Below are 13,399 nucleotides of genomic sequence, written 5' to 3'. Positions count from 1 at the left end.
CAGGGCCGACGCGCAGCTGCTCGTACCTCAATGCACCAGCATGCCGGTCAGCCAGTAAGCCTGCGTCAAGGTGATCAGGCCGACGAAGGTGGCGAAGATCAGGCTGTGCTTGAGGGTGAAGCGGAACAGGTCGGATTCCTTGCCGACCATGCCGGTCGCGGCGCAGGCTACGGCGATCGATTGCGGCGAGATCATCTTGCCGGTTACCCCGCCGCTGGTGTTCGCCGCCACCAGCAGGGTGTCGCTGACACCGATCTGATGTGCCGTGGTGGCTTGCAGCGAGCTGAAGAGTGCGTTGGACGAGGTATCCGAGCCGGTCAGGAACACGCCCAGCCAGCCGAGGAACGGCGAGAAGAACGGGAAGGCCGCGCCGGTTCCAGCCAGCACCAGGGCAAGGGTAGTCGACATGCCGGAGTAGTTGGTGACGAAGGCGAATGCCAGCACCATACCGATGGACAGGATGGGCCAGCGCAGTTCGTAGAAGGTTTCCTTAAAGGTGGTCAGACCAATTTTAAGGTTGATCTTCAGAATCAGCATCGACAGGACAGCAGAGAAGAAAATCGCAGTGCCGGTCGCCGAGATCGGATCGAGCTTGAATACGGCAGCGATCGGCGTCGGGTTGGCGACGATGGGGGCGACCTTGACCACCAGCTGATCCAGATGCGGGATCGGCACCATGAACACCAGGTGATCCAGAGCGCCGCCTGGGGCGAATAGCGCCTTGAAGGGTTTCAGCGTCCAGACGGTGACCATGGCGGTGAGAATCAGGAAGGGCGACCAGGCCTTGAGGATCTGCGCGAAGCTGTAGGGCGACGGTGTGGTGCTGCGCACACCGCCAAAGCCGCCGGCTACCGCAGCGCCACCGGAGGTGCCGGCGACCTGGCTGTCGGCAGCGCGCTTGGGCTGCCAGACCTTGAGGAACAGGGTCAGGCATACCAGGCTGACCAGCGCCGAGGTGATGTCCGGCAGCTCAGGGCCGATGTAGTTGGAGGTGTAGTACTGGGTGATGGCGAAGCTCACGCCAGCCACCAGCGCAGCCGGCCAGGTTTCGCGGATGCCTTTCCAGCCGTCCATCATCGCCACCAGCCAGAACGGCACGATGATCGACAGGATGGGCAGCTGGCGACCTGTCATGGCGCCGATCTTGAAAGCGTCGATACCCGTGACCTGGCCGGCGACGATGATCGGGATGCCCAGGGCGCCGAACGCCACCGGGGCGGTGTTGGCGATCAGGCACAGGCCGGCTGCATAGAGCGGGTTGAAACCAAGGCCGACGAGTAGGGCGGCGGTGATTGCCACCGGTGCGCCGAAGCCCGCTGCGCCTTCCAGGAAAGCACCGAACGAGAAGCCGATCAGCAGTACCTGCAGGCGCTGGTCATCGGTGATCGAAAGCACCGAGCTGCGGATGACTTCGAACTGGCCGCTCTTGACGGTCAGTTTGTAGAGGAACACTGCCGCGACGATGATCCAGGCGATCGGCCACAGGCCGTAGGCGAAGCCATAGCCGGCGGCGGCCAGGGCCATGTCCACCGGCATGCCGAAGGCAGCGATGGCGATGATGATCGACAGCGCCAGAGTGATGCTACCCGCTAAATGCCCCTTGAGGCGGAATACGGCGAGGGCGAGAAAGAAGAAAACGATGGGGATCACGGCCGCTAGTGCGGACAGGCCAAGGCTGCCGAGCGGTGTGTAGAACTGTTGCCATGTTTGCATGGGGAGGCTCGCTGATTGTTGTTGGTATCGCCTGATCGCGAGCTGCTGGTGATTCACCGAATGCAGAGCAGTTTTGCGAACGGGTTGTTATTATTGGTAAGACCAATTTACAAGTGGCAAGCGCCAGAATAATTTCTTTTGCTCGGGTGCGTCAATTTGCGCTGTTTCGACTTTGGTCTGAGGAGTGGTGAAGGGAGCCGTGCTTGTGGCGATAGAGGTCACTGGGTAGGCTGCATGGATTTTCGGCCGCCAGGCGATCTGGCGCCGTTTTCGGGGTGGTGTGGGATGTTGAAGCAATGAATTTCGGTCCGCTGCGCCAAAGGCGTCTGTCCGACGATATCGTCGAGCGCCTGGAAGCAATGATCCTCGAAGGCACGCTCAAGGCCGGTGAGCGCCTGCCAGCCGAGCGGGTGCTCGCCGAACAGTTCGGTGTGTCACGGCCTTCGTTGCGTGAGGCTATCCAGAAGCTGGCGACCAAGGGGTTGCTCAGCAGCCGTCAGGGCGGCGGTACATATGTATGCGAGAACCTTGGCTCGACCTTTAGCGACCCGCTGATGCACCTGCTGGAAAGCAGCGCCGACGCCCAGCGCGACCTGCTCGAATTTCGCCATACCCTGGAAGGCTCCTGCGCCTATTACGCGGCACTGCGCGCTACCGATGTGGATCGCCGGCGTCTCACTGAAGCCTTTGAGCGGCTACAGGATTGCTACGGCCGCGCAGGTGAGGTGACCCGTGCCGAGGAGGGTGTGGCGGACGCCAATTTCCACCTGGCCATCGCCGAGGCCAGCCATAACGCTGTGCTACTGCACACCATTCGCGGTCTGTTCGATCTGCTCAAGCGCAACGTGGTCACCAACATCGGTGGCATGTATGCCCTGCGCGGCGAGACCCGCGGCATGCTTAACGCCCAGCATCGTGCTCTATACGAGGCGATCATGCAGGGTCGTGCCGAGGATGCGCGGGCGCTGTCCAATCAGCATATCGATTATGTGCAGGAGGTCTTGGCGGACGTTGTTCAGCAGGAAGCCCGTGAGCAGCGTGCGCAACGGCGCCAGGGGCTGTAGTCAGTCGGTCGGAGTTGCCTGGAAAGGCGAGATGTAAGGGGTTGGAGCGCGCTGCGGTTCGCTATCGAACCGCAGTGCTTACTCGTCCTTGCCCTTGCTGCGCATGGCGCGCTGCACTTCGCGATCGGCGTCGCGCTCTTTCTCGGTGTGGCGCTTGTCGAAATCCTTCTTGCCCTTGGCCAGGGCGATTTCGCATTTGACCAGATGCTGTTTCCAGTACAGAGACAGCGCCACGCAGGTGTGGCCCTTCTGCTGCACGGCGCCGAACAGCTTTTCCAGCTCGCGACGATTGAGCAACAGCTTGCGCGTGCGCGTCGGATCGGCGATGACGTGGGTGCTGGCGGTTTTCAGCGGCGTGATGTGGCAGCCCATCAGCCAGGCTTCGTCGTCCTTGAGCAGGACGTAACTGTCGACCAATTGAGCCTTGCCGGCACGCAGGCTCTTCACTTCCCAGCCGGCCAGCGCCAGGCCGGCCTCGAAGCGGGACTCCACGAAATAGTCGTGCATCGCCTTCTTGTTCTGGGCGATGCTGCCTTGCGGATGTTTCTTTTGTTTAGCCATAGGCGGCGCATTATAGGGAGTCATGTGACGGTGCGCCATGCGTGCGCGTGCTAAAAGCACTGCGGCAGCTGTCCGCTTGAGCCCTCAAGGCGAATCCCCGACAATATTGGGATACTCGCCTCGGGTTGATGTCTTTAGTAAGAGCATCAGCCCGAGACATCGCGCTGCTGCGATGTCGTCAACCGTGGAAATTCAATCGTTATGAGTACTCACATCCAGCGCTCGGCCTTGCTTCCGTATCCGGCCCAGGCTCTCTACGACCTGGTCAATGATGTTGAGCGCTATCCCGAGTTCCTGCCCTGGTGTGCGTCAAGCGAGGTCGTCGAGGCCAGCGATACGCACATGGTCGCCAGCCTGGAAGTGGCCAAGGCTGGTTTGAGCCAGCGCTTCACCACGCGCAATGTGCTGGTGCCGGGGCAGTCCATCGAGCTGAACCTGGAAGATGGCCCGTTCGAGCATCTGCACGGTCAGTGGACCTTCAAGGCATTGGGCGACAAGGCCTGTAAAATCAGCCTGGACCTGACCTTTGACTACGCCGGCCCGATCATGCGCGCAACCCTCGGCCCGCTGTTCAATCAGGCGGCCAACACCATGGTCGACGCCTTCTGCCAGCGGGCCAAGGAACTGCATGGTCAGTAATCAGTTGTCGGTGGAGGTGGTTTTCGCCGCGCCGGATCGGCAGATGTTGATCAGTCTGCGTTTGCCTGTCGGCGCCACGGTGCGCGAGGCCGCCTTGCAATCCGGCTTGCAGGCGCACTTTGCCGGGCTGGATCTGGCTGCGGCGCCACTGGGAATATTCGGCAAGATCGTTACGTCGCCCGAGACGCAGCGTCTGGAGGAGGGCGATCGTGTGGAAATCTACCGGCCTCTGCTCGCTGATCCGAAAGAGGTGCGCAAACGCCGCGCCGCCCAGGCCGCTGAGCGGGCGAGGAATGCTGACCAGCGTTGAGCTTCCAGATTTCCAGGCGGTAATGAAAAGCCCCGGCATTTGCCGGGGCTTTTCGTTGTGCGCTGCTCGCGAGCTCACTGCGGCGAGGTTTCCAGCGGTTCCGGTGTCGGTACCGGTACGGTTTCGACGTTGTCGACGTCACGCTGGATCTGCTCGAGTACCGAGCCTGGTGCGGCTGGCTCATCTTGTTGCTGAGTCGGTGCCTGTGTCGGGGCGCCATCGCGGCCGAGAATCTGGTCGTCGCGGCTGGTGCCTGGCATGAAGTCGCCGGACAGGCTGACCAACTGGTCGTTGCCGTCGAAGTTGAGCGTTACACGCTCCTGCTGACGCTGGCTGCCGCCGGCCTGCATGCTGTACAGATAATCCCAGCGGTTGGCGTGGAAGGTATCCGTGATCAGTGGGTTACCCATGATAAACCGCACTTGGCGCCGGGTCATTCCGGGGCGCAACTGGTCTATCATGTCCTGCGTGACGACATTGCCCTGTTGGATGTCGATTTTATAAACCCCGGGGAATGAGCAACCGGCGAGTGCGATGAGCCCCATGAAGGTGAGGCTGGTCAGCAGGAGTCTGGTTTTTTGCATCGGTGGGCGTCTTCCACTATCTTGGCTGGGCAACGTAAACCCCGATCATACCCGCAATAAGGGAAGCTGCGAAGCGCTTCCGCGAGAAAGCAGACCATGGTTGAAAATAGCGAACTGCGCAAAGCTGGCCTGAAAGTAACCCTGCCACGGGTCAAAATCCTGCAGATGCTGGACTCTGCCGAGCAGCGTCACATGAGCGCCGAAGATGTCTACAAGTCGCTGATGGATGCGGGCGAGGATGTCGGTTTGGCGACCGTCTACCGCGTACTGACCCAGTTCGAAGCGGCCGGCCTGGTGGTGCGCCATAACTTCGATGGCGGCCATGCCGTGTTCGAGCTGGCTGACGGTGGTCACCACGATCACATGGTGTGCGTGGACTCCGGCGACGTGATCGAATTCTTCGACGCCGAGATCGAGAAACGCCAGAAGGAAATCGTTCGTGAGCACGGTTTCGAGCTGGTGGACCACAATCTGGTGCTTTACGTACGCCGTACCGCTAAATAAGCGTTCGGTTGACAAAAAAGGCGACTTAGGTCGCCTTTTTCATGCCTGCAGGAAATGTTTTCTGCAGATGTCTGTGGGGCGTCAGCTCTGGGCGTTGCTGACCAGTTTACGGGCGTGAGCCAGGGATTCGTCGGTGAGATCGATGCCGCCCAACATGCGTGCGACTTCCTCGATACGCTGGGCTTCGCCGAGCTTGCTGACCGCCGTACGGGTGGCGTTGTTGCCACGCACCTTGTGGACGAACAGGTGCTGGTGGCCCTGGGCGGCGACCTGAGGCAGGTGGGTGACGGTCAGCACCTGACCGCGCTCGCCGAGGCGGCGCAACAGCTGGCCGACCACTTCGGCGGTCGGGCCGCCAATGCCCACGTCCACCTCGTCGAACACCAGGGTCGGAACCCGTGAGGTTTGCGCGGTGATCACCTGGATGGCCAGGCTGATGCGCGACAGTTCACCGCCCGAGGCGACCTTGGCCAGTGCCTTGATCGGTTGCCCAGGGTTGGCGCTGACCAGAAACTCGACCTGTTCCAGGCCATTGGCATTTGGCTCGCCGCCTTCGATGGGCTGCAGCTGAATACTGAAGCGTCCGCCTGGCATGCCCAGGGTCTGCATTTCCTTTTCAACCGCCTTGCCCAGTTTGCTAGCGGCCTTCTGGCGCTTGGCGCTGAGTTCGGCCGCCTTTTCCTGGTAGTGACGACCGTAGGCGGCAAGCTCTTCGCCCAGGCGCTCGGCGGCCTGGTCGTCGGCATTGAGACTTTCCAGTTCGTCGAACAACTGCTGCTGCATGGCGGGCAGTTCGCTGGGGTGGATGCGGTGTTTACGCGCCAGGGTATAGATGGTGTCCAGGCGTTCTTCGAGTTGTTGCTGGCGCCCAGGGTCGGCGTCGAAGTGGTCGAGAAAACGGTTGAGCTCGCCCACTGCTTCCTCGATCTGGATCTGCGCGCTGGCCAGCAGGTTGGTGGCTTCGTTCAGGGCGCCCGGCTGGCCTTGCAGGCCGCTAAGGCGGTTGAGGCTGGCAGTGAGCACCGACAGTACGTTGCCGGCATCGCTTTCGCTGCACTGATCGATCACCTGGCGGCAGGCGCTGAGCAGGCTCTCGGCATTGGTCAGCGCCTTGTGATCCTGCTCCAGTTGCTCCAGTTCGTTGTCACCCAAACCAAGGTTCTCAAGTTCTTCGAGCTGATAGCTGAGCAACTGATGGCGGGCGCGCTGCTCGTCGCCCTGGGAGGTCACGCGTTCGAGTTCACTGCGGGTCTGCTTCCAGCGCTGCGCGGCCAGCTGGACCTGGCGGGCCAGCTCCTGGGCGCCGGCGTATTCGTCGAGCAGCCGGCGGTGGGTGTCGGTCTTGAGCAGCGACTGGTGCTCGTGCTGGCTGTGAATGTCGATCAGCAGCTCGCCCAGTGCCTTGAGGTCGCCGAGCGGGCAGGGCGTGCCGTTGATGTAACCGCGCGAGCGGCCTTCGGCGGTGATCACCCGGCGCAGGATGCACGGCCCGTCGTTATCCAGGTCGCGCTCGGCGAGCCAGGCGTGGGCTTCGGGGATGTCGGCGAGGTCGAAGCTGGCCAGTATGTCCGCCTTGTCGGCGCCTGGGCGAACCACGCCGCTGTCGGCGCGATCGCCCAGAGTCAGGCCGAGGGCGTCGAGCATGATCGACTTGCCGGCGCCGGTTTCGCCGCTGATGACGCTCATGCCCCGGTCCAGTTCCAGATCCAGGTGTTCGACGATGGCGTAATTGTGGACGGACAGGTGCACCAGCATGGCGAGGCCTCTCAGGGTTGTTCTGGTTATTTATACAGTGGTTTGCGATGAGGTGGCAATACGCTGACGACTGGCTGCCGGAAAGTGGTAGTGGCCCTTGAAACCCTACAAATCATCCTTATATAGGCGGCAGACGCGCGAGTTGAGGCTCGTCGAATCATTCAGAGGAGAAATGCATGGCTGACGAACAGAACCTGGATCCGCAGACTTCCGAAGCGCAAGCGAACGACGCCGCGCCAAGCGAAGACCTGGCTGCTCGCGTGCAAGCGCTGGAAGAGCAACTGGCGACTGCGCAGGATCAGTCGCTGCGCATGGCTGCCGATCTGCAGAACGTGCGCCGTCGCGCTGAACAGGATGTCGAGAAGGCGCACAAGTTCGCCCTCGAGAAATTTGCCAACGACCTGCTGCCGGTGGTCGACAGTCTCGAACGTGGTCTCGAGTTGTCCAGCGCCGACGACGAATCGATCAAGGCGGTGCGTGAGGGCATGGAGCTGACGCTTAAGTTGCTGCTCGACACCCTCAAGCGCCACCAGCTGGAAGCCATTGACCCTCATGGTGCGCCGTTCAACCCGGAGCATCATCAGGCGATGGCCATGCAGGAAAGCACCAACGTCGAGCCCAACAGCGTGCTCAAGGTTTTCCAGAAGGGCTACCTGCTCAACGGTCGCCTGCTGCGTCCGGCCATGGTCGTGGTCAGTAAGGCCCCGGCCGAGGCGCCGCCATCTATCGATGAGCAGGCTTGAAATCGGCGGGCCACACCCCATTTAGTGAGTCAAGCGTATTAGTGCTACCGCAGCGGTCACGACAACGCGGCGGATATTTCAAAGTTTCGGGAGAGTGAAATGGGCAAAATCATCGGTATCGACCTGGGGACCACCAACTCCTGCGTCTCCATTCTTGAAAACGGTAACGTCAAAGTCATCGAAAACGCCGAAGGCGCGCGTACCACGCCGTCCATCGTTGCTTATGCCAACGATGGCGAGATTCTGGTCGGTCAGTCGGCCAAACGTCAGGCGGTTACCAACCCGCACAATACCCTGTTCGCGGTTAAGCGCCTGATCGGCCGTCGCTTCGAAGAAGACGTCGTGCAGAAAGACATCAAGCTGGTGCCTTACAAGATCGTCAAGGCCAGCAACGGTGACGCCTGGGTGCAGGCCAGCGGCAAGGACATGGCGCCGCCGCAGATCAGCGCCGAAGTGCTGAAGAAGATGAAGAAGACCGCCGAGGACTACCTGGGCGAGCCTGTCACCGAAGCGGTCATCACCGTGCCGGCCTACTTCAACGACAGCCAGCGTCAGGCCACCAAGGACGCCGGCCGCATCGCCGGTCTGGACGTCAAGCGCATCATCAACGAGCCGACCGCTGCAGCCCTTGCCTATGGCATGGACAAAGCCAAGGGCGACCACACTGTGATCGTCTATGACCTGGGCGGCGGTACCTTTGACGTGTCGGTGATCGAAATCGCCGAAGTCGACGGCGAGCACCAGTTCGAAGTACTGGCCACCAACGGTGACACCTTCCTGGGTGGTGAAGACTTCGACATGCGCCTGATCGACTACCTCGTCGACGAGTTCAAGAAAGAGTCCGGCATGGACCTGAAGAACGATCCGCTGGCTTTGCAGCGCCTGAAGGAAGCTGCCGAGAAGGCCAAGATCGAGCTGTCGTCTTCGCAGTCGACAGACGTCAACCTGCCGTACATCACTGCCGATGCCACCGGTCCGAAGCACCTGAACGTGAAGATCTCCCGCGCCAAGCTGGAGTCGCTGGTCGAGGATCTGGTCAGCCGTACCATCGAGCCTTGCCGCATCGCGCTGAAAGACGCCGGTATCGACGTCGGCAAGATCGACGACGTGATCCTGGTCGGCGGTCAGACCCGTATGCCGCTGGTACAGAAGGCCGTTTCCGACTTCTTCGGCAAAGACGCTCGCAAGGACGTCAACCCGGACGAGGCTGTGGCCATGGGCGCTGCCATTCAGGGCGCTGTACTGGCCGGTGACGTCAAGGACGTACTGCTGCTCGACGTCTCCCCGCTGACCCTGGGTATCGAAACCATGGGCGGTGTGATGACGCCGCTGATCGAAAAGAACACCACCATCCCGACCAAGAAGTCGCAGGTGTTCTCGACCGCCGACGACAACCAGAGCGCGGTGACCATTCATGTGCTGCAGGGTGAGCGTAAGCAGGCCGCACAGAACAAGTCCCTGGGCAAGTTCGACCTGGCCGAGATTCCGCCGGCTCCGCGCGGCGTGCCGCAGATCGAAGTGACCTTCGACATCGACGCCAACGGCATCCTGCACGTCGGCGCCAAAGACAAGGCCACCGGCAAGCAGCAGTCCATCGTGATCAAGGCCAACTCCGGTCTGTCCGATGACGAGATCGAGCGCATGGTGCGTGACGCCGAGGCCAACGCCGAGGAAGACCGCAAGTTCGAAGAGCTGGCAGCAGCGCGCAACCAGGGTGACCAACTGGTGCACGCCACCCGCAAGATGCTCACCGAGGCTGGCGACAAGGCGACTGCCGAAGAGAAGACAGCCATCGAAGCGGCGCTGGGCGAGCTGGAAGTTGCCGTGAAGGGCGACGACAAGGCGGCCATCGAAGCGAAGATGAATGCGCTGTCCGAAGCCACCACTCCGCTGGCGCAGAAGATGTACGCCGAGCAGCCGCAGCCTGGCGCTGCCGGTGCGGCGGATGCTGGCGAAACCAAGGGCTCTGCCGACGACGTGGTCGACGCCGAGTTCGAGGAAGTCAAGGACAACAAGTAAGCCCCGGCTTGCCTGTGTTTGCGCCCTGTCACGCTACGGTGTGGCAGGGTGATCCGCCGCGCGGGGGCTTGCTCCCGCGTTGGCGTGTCTGGACTTTAAGAATTTTGAGAGTGCTAGAAACCCATGTCTAAACGTGACTACTACGAAGTGCTCGGGGTCGAGCGCGGGGCCAGCGAGGCGGAGCTGAAGAAGGCTTACCGTCGCCTGGCGATGAAGCATCACCCCGATCGCAATCCCGGCGACAAAGCGGCCGAAGACGCCTTCAAGGAGGCTAACGAGGCCTACGAAGTGCTGTCCGATGCCGGCAAGCGCAGCGCCTACGATCAGTACGGTCATGCAGGCGTCGACCCGCAAATGGGCGGCGGTGGCGGCTTTGGTGGTGGCGGCGCGAACTTCTCCGACATCTTCGGCGACGTGTTCAGCGATTTCTTCGGCGGCCAGCGTGGCGGTCAGCGCGGTGGTGCGCAGCGCGGCAGTGACCTGCGTTACACCCTGGAGCTGGATCTCGAGGAGGCGGTACGTGGCACCACGGTGACCATTCGCGTGCCGACCCTGGTCAACTGCAAGACCTGCGATGGTTCGGGTGCCAAGAAGGGCACCAGCCCGGTGACCTGTACCACGTGCGGCGGCATCGGCCAGGTGCGCATGCAGCAGGGCTTCTTCTCGGTGCAGCAGACCTGCCCGCGCTGCCACGGCAGCGGCAAGATGATCACCGACCCCTGCGGCTCCTGCCATGGCCATGGTCGTGTCGAAGAGCACAAGACCCTGTCGGTCAAGGTACCGGCCGGTGTCGATACCGGCGACCGTATCCGTCTGTCCGGCGAGGGCGAGGCGGGTACCCTGGGCGGCCCGTCGGGCGACCTCTACGTGGTGGTCAACGTGCGCGAGCACGCGATCTTCCAGCGTGACGGCAAGCACCTGTATTGCGAGGTGCCGATCAGCTTCGTCGATGCCGCTCTGGGCGGCGAGCTGGAAGTGCCTACCCTCGATGGTCGGGTCAAACTGAAGATTCCGGAAGGCACCCAGACCGGCAAGTTGTTCCGTCTGCGCGGCAAGGGCGTCGCCCCGGTGCGTGGCGGCGGTGCGGGCGATCTGATGTGCAAGGTGGCGGTGGAAACGCCGGTCAATCTCGATCGTCGCCAGCGCGAGCTGCTCGAAGAGTTTCGTCAGTCCCTGGTGGGCAACAGCTCCAATTCGCCCAAGGCCAATGGCTGGTTCGAAGGCGTGAAGCGCTTCTTCGGCGACCTTTAATGCGGTAATGCACGGCGAGCAACTGGCGGTGGCCGGCTGCTCGCCGTTTGTACTTTGGAGTTATGCATATGCGTATTGCAGTCACGGGCGCCGCCGGGCGCATGGGCAAGAACCTGATCGAGGCCGTGCATCAGGCCGATGGCGTCGTGCTCGGCGCCGCTGTGGCGCGTCCGACCAGCACACTGCTCGGCGCCGATGCCGGTGAGCTGGCGGGCGTCGGCAAGCTGGGCGTGGCTCTGTCCGGCAGCCTGGAAAGCGTGCTCGACGAGTTCGACGTGCTGATCGACTTCACCCATCCCTCGGTGACCCTCGAGAACCTGGAGGTCTGCCGCCGCGCCGGCAAGGCGATGGTCATTGGCACCACCGGTTTCAGTGCCGCGCAAAAGCAGTTGCTGGTCGATGCCGGCAAACAGATTCCGATCGTCTTCGCCGCCAATTTCAGTGTGGGCGTGAACCTGTGCCTGAAGTTGCTCGATACCGCCGCCCGCGTGCTGGGCGACGATGTGGATATCGAAGTACTCGAGGCTCATCACCGTCACAAGGTCGACGCGCCATCGGGAACCGCGCTGCGCATGGGCGAGGTGGTGGCCAATGCGCTGGGGCGTGACCTGGAAAAGGTCGCGGTCTATGGGCGTGAAGGGCAGACCGGTGCACGCCAGCGCGAGACCATCGGTTTCGCCACGGTGCGCGCCGGTGATGTGGTCGGTGATCACACCGTACTGTTCGCCGCTGACGGCGAGCGCGTGGAAATCACCCACAAGGCGTCCAGCCGCATGACCTTCGCCAAGGGCGCAGTGCGCGCGGCCTCCTGGCTGCAGCAGCGCTCGCCAGCGCTCTACGACATGCAGGACGTGCTGGGGCTGAAGTAACCGAAATCGAGGGTGCCAATGGCGCCCTCGGTGGTTATCAGGGGCGGCCGCGGATCGGATTTCAGGTTTTTGGCCTTGAACGCCTTTCGAAAAAGGCACTTTTCCTGTAAGCTTTTCGCTTTAGTGTGTCCACTAAAAGTTGCGCAGAATGAATCAATCAAAAAAGCGGGATGACCTTCACACGTCATCCCGCTTTTTTACAATCTGCGTTTGCTCCACGATCTACGGGAGGTCTTCTTGAGTAAGCCAGCCATACTCGCCCTTGCTGACGGCAGCATTTTTCGCGGCGAGGCCATCGGGGCCGACGGCCAAACTGTCGGGGAGGTGGTGTTCAACACCGCCATGACCGGCTATCAGGAAATTCTTACCGATCCGTCTTATGCCCAGCAGATCGTTACCCTGACCTATCCACATATCGGCAATACCGGCACCACGCCGGAAGACGCCGAGTCCGATCGTGTCTGGGCTGCCGGCCTGATCATTCGCGATCTGCCGCTGATCGCCAGCAACTGGCGTAACAAGCAGTCGCTGCCTGATTACCTCAAGGAAAACGGCACCGTCGCCATCGCCGGTATCGATACCCGCCGCCTGACGCGCATCCTGCGTGAAAAAGGCTCCCAAAACGGCTGCATCCTGGTTGGCGCCGACGCCACCGAGGAAAAAGCCCTGGAGCTGGCGCGTGGCTTCCCGGGCCTGAAAGGCATGGACCTGGCCAAGGAAGTCAGCTGCACCGAGCGCTACGAGTGGCGCTCCAGTGTGTGGAACCTGAAAGACGACAGCCATCCCGAGATCGCTGCCAGCGAGCTGCCGTACCACGTGGTCGCCTACGACTACGGCGTCAAGCTGAACATCCTGCGCATGCTGGTCGAGCGCGGTTGCCGCCTGACCGTGGTGCCGGCGCAGACCCCGGCCAGCGAAGTGCTGGCGCTCAATCCCGAGGGCGTGTTCCTGTCCAACGGTCCTGGCGACCCCGAGCCGTGTGACTACGCCATTCAGGCGATCAAGGACGTTCTGGAAACCGACATCCCGGTATTCGGCATCTGCCTCGGCCACCAGTTGCTGGCCCTGGCCTCCGGCGCCAAGACCCTGAAAATGGGCCACGGCCACCACGGTGCCAACCATCCGGTACAGGATCTCGACACCGGCGTGGTGATGATCACCAGCCAGAACCACGGTTTCGCCGTGGACGAGAACAGCCTGCCGAGCAATCTTCGCCCGATCCACAAGTCGCTGTTCGACGGCACCCTGCAGGGCATCGAGCGTACCGACAAGGACGCCTTCAGCTTCCAGGGTCACCCCGAAGCCAGCCCGGGCCCGAACGATGTCGCCCCGCTGTTCGACCGCTTCATCGAAGCCATGGCCAAGCGCCGCTAAGCCTCGCCGACTG

12 protein-coding genes and 1 pseudogene are annotated in these 13,399 nt (G+C 62.0%); 9 read left to right on the top strand and 4 right to left on the bottom strand.

Going from position 1 to position 13,399, the window contains the following annotated elements; all coding sequences use genetic code 11:
* Positions 1–27: 27 nt before the first annotated feature.
* Complete coding sequence (locus BM279_RS12525; RefSeq protein ID WP_093504154.1) at positions 28–1,713, bottom strand: lactate permease LctP family transporter; 1,686 nt, start codon at positions 1,711–1,713, stop codon at positions 28–30.
* 296 nt (positions 1,714–2,009) lie between these two features.
* On the opposite strand from BM279_RS12525, the gene BM279_RS12520 reads away from it, so the two are divergent.
* Entirely contained in the window at positions 2,010–2,777 is a 768-nt protein-coding gene (locus BM279_RS12520; protein ID WP_093504153.1) for a GntR family transcriptional regulator, read from the top strand.
* Between the two features lie 78 nt (positions 2,778–2,855).
* Here BM279_RS12520 and smpB read toward each other — a convergent pair whose 3' ends face one another.
* Positions 2,856–3,338 carry an SsrA-binding protein SmpB gene (smpB, locus tag BM279_RS12515; protein ID WP_013792693.1) on the bottom strand — a complete coding sequence of 161 codons (483 nt, stop codon included), beginning with the start codon at positions 3,336–3,338 and terminating at the stop codon, positions 2,856–2,858.
* A gap of 201 nt (positions 3,339–3,539) precedes the next feature.
* Between smpB and BM279_RS12510 the strand changes: the two genes are divergently transcribed.
* Positions 3,540–3,977, top strand: a complete 438-nt coding sequence (locus BM279_RS12510; RefSeq protein ID WP_093504152.1) for a type II toxin-antitoxin system RatA family toxin — start codon at positions 3,540–3,542, stop codon at positions 3,975–3,977.
* Complete coding sequence (locus BM279_RS12505; RefSeq protein WP_093504151.1) at positions 3,967–4,287, top strand: RnfH family protein; 321 nt, start codon at positions 3,967–3,969, stop codon at positions 4,285–4,287. The genes BM279_RS12510 and BM279_RS12505 overlap by 11 nt, the downstream gene beginning before the upstream one ends.
* 74 nt (positions 4,288–4,361) lie before the next feature.
* On the opposite strand, the gene BM279_RS12500 is transcribed toward BM279_RS12505, so the two are convergent.
* On the bottom strand, positions 4,362–4,871 hold the full coding sequence (locus tag BM279_RS12500; protein ID WP_027903629.1) for an outer membrane protein assembly factor BamE: 510 nt from the start codon (positions 4,869–4,871) through the stop codon (positions 4,362–4,364).
* 96 nt (positions 4,872–4,967) lie between these two features.
* Between BM279_RS12500 and fur the strand changes: the two genes are divergently transcribed.
* The gene (gene fur, locus BM279_RS12495) at positions 4,968–5,375 is read left to right on the top strand and encodes a ferric iron uptake transcriptional regulator (protein ID WP_093504150.1); all 408 of its coding nucleotides are present in this window, start codon (positions 4,968–4,970) and stop codon (positions 5,373–5,375) included.
* Between the two features lie 81 nt (positions 5,376–5,456).
* On the opposite strand, the gene recN is transcribed toward fur, so the two are convergent.
* Positions 5,457–7,130 carry a DNA repair protein RecN gene (gene recN, locus BM279_RS12490; protein ID WP_093504149.1) on the bottom strand — a complete coding sequence of 558 codons (1,674 nt, stop codon included), beginning with the start codon at positions 7,128–7,130 and terminating at the stop codon, positions 5,457–5,459.
* A gap of 173 nt (positions 7,131–7,303) precedes the next feature.
* On the opposite strand from recN, the pseudogene grpE reads away from it, so the two are divergent.
* The 5 genes and pseudogenes from grpE to carA all read left to right on the top strand — a co-directional run.
* Positions 7,304–7,873: pseudogene (gene grpE / locus BM279_RS12485) on the top strand (nucleotide exchange factor GrpE); the annotation flags it as partial.
* Between the two features lie 99 nt (positions 7,874–7,972).
* Positions 7,973–9,892, top strand: coding sequence for a molecular chaperone DnaK (gene dnaK / locus BM279_RS12480; protein WP_093504147.1), 1,920 nt, complete (start codon positions 7,973–7,975; stop codon positions 9,890–9,892).
* Positions 9,893–10,015: 123 nt separating this feature from the next.
* Positions 10,016–11,143, top strand: coding sequence for a molecular chaperone DnaJ (gene dnaJ, locus BM279_RS12475; protein ID WP_093504146.1), 1,128 nt, complete (start codon positions 10,016–10,018; stop codon positions 11,141–11,143).
* A gap of 68 nt (positions 11,144–11,211) precedes the next feature.
* On the top strand, positions 11,212–12,012 hold the full coding sequence (gene dapB, locus BM279_RS12470; RefSeq protein ID WP_093504145.1) for a 4-hydroxy-tetrahydrodipicolinate reductase: 801 nt from the start codon (positions 11,212–11,214) through the stop codon (positions 12,010–12,012).
* A 237-nt stretch (positions 12,013–12,249) separates the two neighbouring features.
* Positions 12,250–13,386 (top strand): glutamine-hydrolyzing carbamoyl-phosphate synthase small subunit, encoded by a 1,137-nt coding sequence (carA, locus tag BM279_RS12465; RefSeq protein WP_093504144.1) that lies wholly within the window; start codon positions 12,250–12,252, stop codon positions 13,384–13,386.
* Positions 13,387–13,399 lie beyond the last annotated feature (13 nt).

The organism is Phytopseudomonas straminea, assembly GCF_900112645.1.
In the GTDB taxonomy this organism is placed as follows: Bacteria; Pseudomonadota; Gammaproteobacteria; order Pseudomonadales; family Pseudomonadaceae; genus Aquipseudomonas; species Aquipseudomonas straminea.
The sequence above is the reverse complement of the archived record's forward strand: the minus strand, read 5'-3'. Positions and strand labels throughout refer to the sequence as shown.

What these genes read in the sequence shown, in the direction of transcription:
- dnaJ (WP_093504146.1), top strand. Translation starts at nt 10,016, where the DNA reads ATGTCTAAACGTGACTACTACGAAGTGCTCGGGGTCGAGCGCGGGGCC.
- smpB (WP_013792693.1), bottom strand. Translation starts at nt 3,338, where the DNA reads ATGGCTAAACAAAAGAAACATCCGCAAGGCAGCATCGCCCAGAACAAG.
- BM279_RS12500 (WP_027903629.1), bottom strand. Translation starts at nt 4,871, where the DNA reads ATGCAAAAAACCAGACTCCTGCTGACCAGCCTCACCTTCATGGGGCTC.
- BM279_RS12525 (WP_093504154.1), bottom strand. Translation starts at nt 1,713, where the DNA reads ATGCAAACATGGCAACAGTTCTACACACCGCTCGGCAGCCTTGGCCTG.
- BM279_RS12505 (WP_093504151.1), top strand. Translation starts at nt 3,967, where the DNA reads ATGGTCAGTAATCAGTTGTCGGTGGAGGTGGTTTTCGCCGCGCCGGAT.
- BM279_RS12520 (WP_093504153.1), top strand. Translation starts at nt 2,010, where the DNA reads ATGAATTTCGGTCCGCTGCGCCAAAGGCGTCTGTCCGACGATATCGTC.
- BM279_RS12510 (WP_093504152.1), top strand. Translation starts at nt 3,540, where the DNA reads ATGAGTACTCACATCCAGCGCTCGGCCTTGCTTCCGTATCCGGCCCAG.
- dnaK (WP_093504147.1), top strand. Translation starts at nt 7,973, where the DNA reads ATGGGCAAAATCATCGGTATCGACCTGGGGACCACCAACTCCTGCGTC.
- recN (WP_093504149.1), bottom strand. Translation starts at nt 7,130, where the DNA reads ATGCTGGTGCACCTGTCCGTCCACAATTACGCCATCGTCGAACACCTG.
- fur (WP_093504150.1), top strand. Translation starts at nt 4,968, where the DNA reads ATGGTTGAAAATAGCGAACTGCGCAAAGCTGGCCTGAAAGTAACCCTG.
- dapB (WP_093504145.1), top strand. Translation starts at nt 11,212, where the DNA reads ATGCGTATTGCAGTCACGGGCGCCGCCGGGCGCATGGGCAAGAACCTG.